Origin of the sequence: Xanthomonas sp. SHU 308, assembly GCF_000364645.1 — a bacterium.
GTDB classification, from domain to species: domain Bacteria; phylum Pseudomonadota; class Gammaproteobacteria; order Xanthomonadales; family Xanthomonadaceae; genus Xanthomonas_A; species Xanthomonas_A sontii.
In genome coordinates this window covers 1-1,813 of the sequence record NZ_AQOK01000839.1, presented here as the reverse complement: position 1 = coordinate 1,813, position 1,813 = coordinate 1, and the positions used below count along the sequence as shown (strand labels likewise).

Below are 1,813 nucleotides of genomic sequence, written 5' to 3'. Positions count from 1 at the left end.
TTCGTACAGCGGCCGCGTGGCCAGGCGGTGCCCGCGCTGGTAGCCGGCCAGCAAGGCCGGCGCGGCGATGTCGCCGCCGCGCGCGACCGCGTCGTGCAGCGCACGCGCCAGCCGCGCCTGGCTCTGCAGGCCGAAGTTGAACCCATGCGCGGTCACCGGATGCATGCCCACCGCGGCGTCGCCGATCAAGGCATAGCGCTCGGCGACGAAGCGCTGCGCATAGACGGCCACCAACGGGTACGCCTGCGGCCGCACCAGTGGCGTCATCGCGCCCAGGCGATGCTCGAAGCAGGTACTGATCTCCGCCCCCAACGCCGCCTCGTCCATCTGCAGCAGCGCCTGCGCGCGTTCCGGCGGCAGGGTCAGCACTGCCGAGGCCTCGTTGCCGTGCAGCGGCAGCAGCGCCATGGTGCGGCCGTAACCGAACCACTCCCAGGCGGTCTGATGGTGCGGGCGCTCGTGGCGCACCCGACACACCAGCATGGTGCGGCCGAAATCGCGCAGCTGCGCGCCGATCCCGCTCATGCGCCGGGTACTGGAGAAGCGGCTGTCGGCGGCGACCACCAGACGCGCCGCCACGCTGCGCCCGTCGGAGAGCTGCAACTGCGCCTGGCGCGCGTCGCGACGCAGTGCCTGCACCGACACACCATCGAGCAAGGTCAGACCGGGCTGGTCCTGCACCGCGGCGAACGCGGCGCGGCGGATCAGGTGATTGGGCACCAGCCAGCCGAGATCGCCACGGCCGCCCTCGCCCGCCGCAAAGGTCAGCGCGAACGGCGAGGAACCGTTCATCACCCGCGCATCGCGCAGCGGCGCGATCGCCTGCGGGTCGATCCGCGGCCACAGGTCCAACTGATCCAGCAATGCTCGCGAGGCGTGGGTCAGGGCGATTTCGCGGCCGTCGAAGGCGGCCTCGGCCAGCGCCGCGCGCGGCTGCGGCTCGATCAGCGCCAGCGACAGGCCGCTGCCGGCCAGCGAGCGGGCGAAGCACAGGCCGGCAGGGCCGGCCCCGACGATGGCGATATCCACTTGCATGCGGCGACTCCGTGATCGGACCCGGCCAGGATACGACCGCCGCGCACCGCGTCCTTGATCTGGATCAGCGCTGCGACGATCGGTCGCAGCCCGCGGGGCTCAGAACAGCGCCCACACCAGTTGCAGGATCGCCCACAGCGACACCACCCACACCAGGCTGCGCACGTACGGCACGCCCGCCGCGTACAGCGGCACGTACGCCACCCGCGCCCACAAATAGATTTGCGCCGAAAGCGCGGTGTGCGCATCGCCCTTGCCCAGCGCCGCCACCGCCACCGCCGCGGCGGCGAAGAACGGGAAGGTTTCCAGGAAGTTGCGCAGCGCGCGGTCCAGGCGCCCGGCCACGCCGGCCGGCGGCGGTTGCGGCGCATCGCGCGCGCCGGCGTTCCACTTCAGCCCGCGCTGCGCGGTGACGAAGGCGGAGGCGAGCAGCAGTTGCGCGATCCCGAGCAGGATCGCCCAGGCCAGCATGCGGATTTCGATGGGCATCGGAGCCTCGGAGGAAAGGAAGACGGCGCGCAGCATGCCGCTCAATCGGGCATGGCCACGTGATAACCGACCAGGCGCCAGGTCTTGTCCTCGTCCAGCCGCAACGACACCAGCTCGCGCACCGGCTGCGGCGCATTGGCGAAGCGGCTGGGGAAGCTGATGTTGACGTAGGTGCCCGGCGGCACCTGCGAGCCGGCGGCGTACTGCACCCGCGCCACGCTGGCGACGCCGCGGCCGAGCAGCGCGCCCAGCCGCGCACGCGCGGCGTCGATCTCGCGCACGAACACCG

The 1,813-nt window shown here is 72.2% G+C and carries 3 protein-coding genes; all 3 read right to left on the bottom strand.

Going from position 1 to position 1,813, the window contains the following annotated elements; translation table 11 throughout:
- Window positions 1-1,035: 5-demethoxyubiquinol-8 5-hydroxylase UbiM (ubiM, locus tag D588_RS0121900; RefSeq protein ID WP_017917524.1), on the bottom strand; the 1,035-nt coding region annotated here is incomplete at its 3' end.
- Between the two features lie 99 nt (window positions 1,036-1,134).
- On the bottom strand, window positions 1,135-1,524 hold the full coding sequence (locus D588_RS0121895; protein WP_026143987.1) for an MAPEG family protein: 390 nt from the start codon (window positions 1,522-1,524) through the stop codon (window positions 1,135-1,137).
- Window positions 1,525-1,565: 41 nt separating this feature from the next.
- A partial coding sequence (locus tag D588_RS0121890; RefSeq protein ID WP_017917523.1) for a DUF4019 domain-containing protein occupies window positions 1,566-1,813 on the bottom strand: 248 nt, incomplete at its 5' end.

Coding starts and splice junctions, on each gene's coding strand:
- D588_RS0121895 (WP_026143987.1), bottom strand. CDS start 1,524: ATGCCCATCGAAATCCGCATGCTGGCCTGGGCGATCCTGCTCGGGATC.